At 60.4% G+C, this 285-nt stretch carries 1 protein-coding gene; it reads right to left on the minus strand.

Annotated features, from left to right (window positions below):
• Window positions 1-168: 168 nt before the first annotated feature.
• A complete protein-coding gene (locus tag EIK80_RS27130; protein ID WP_370450268.1) occupies window positions 169-282 on the minus strand; it encodes a MerR family DNA-binding transcriptional regulator in 114 nt (37 codons plus the stop codon).
• Window positions 283-285: the final 3 nt, after the last annotated feature.

The following is a 285-nucleotide window of genomic DNA, read 5'->3' on the forward strand; positions in this document are numbered from 1 at the left end:
GTCGGTTTGCAGGCGCTTCACCTGTTCGATGATGTTCCGGTTTTCTTCGATGAGCTGCTGCGCCTCCTCGTCGCGCCCCTCAGCCTTAGCCCGCCAGTACAGTGTCTTGAACGATACGTACGCCTGCTGCATTCGAATGGATTCGGCTTTGGCAGCGAGACGCAGGGCCTAGGCGCGATGCCCCGAACTCTGGTCGCGAGTGATGGGAGCGATAATGCCGCTCTGCTCGTAGTAGCGCAGCGTGGACTCCGGAAGCCCGGAAATCATCGACGCCTCGCGAATCGT

The organism is Caulobacter sp. 602-1 (assembly GCF_003931565.1).
Lineage (GTDB): Bacteria > Pseudomonadota > Alphaproteobacteria > Caulobacterales > Caulobacteraceae > Caulobacter.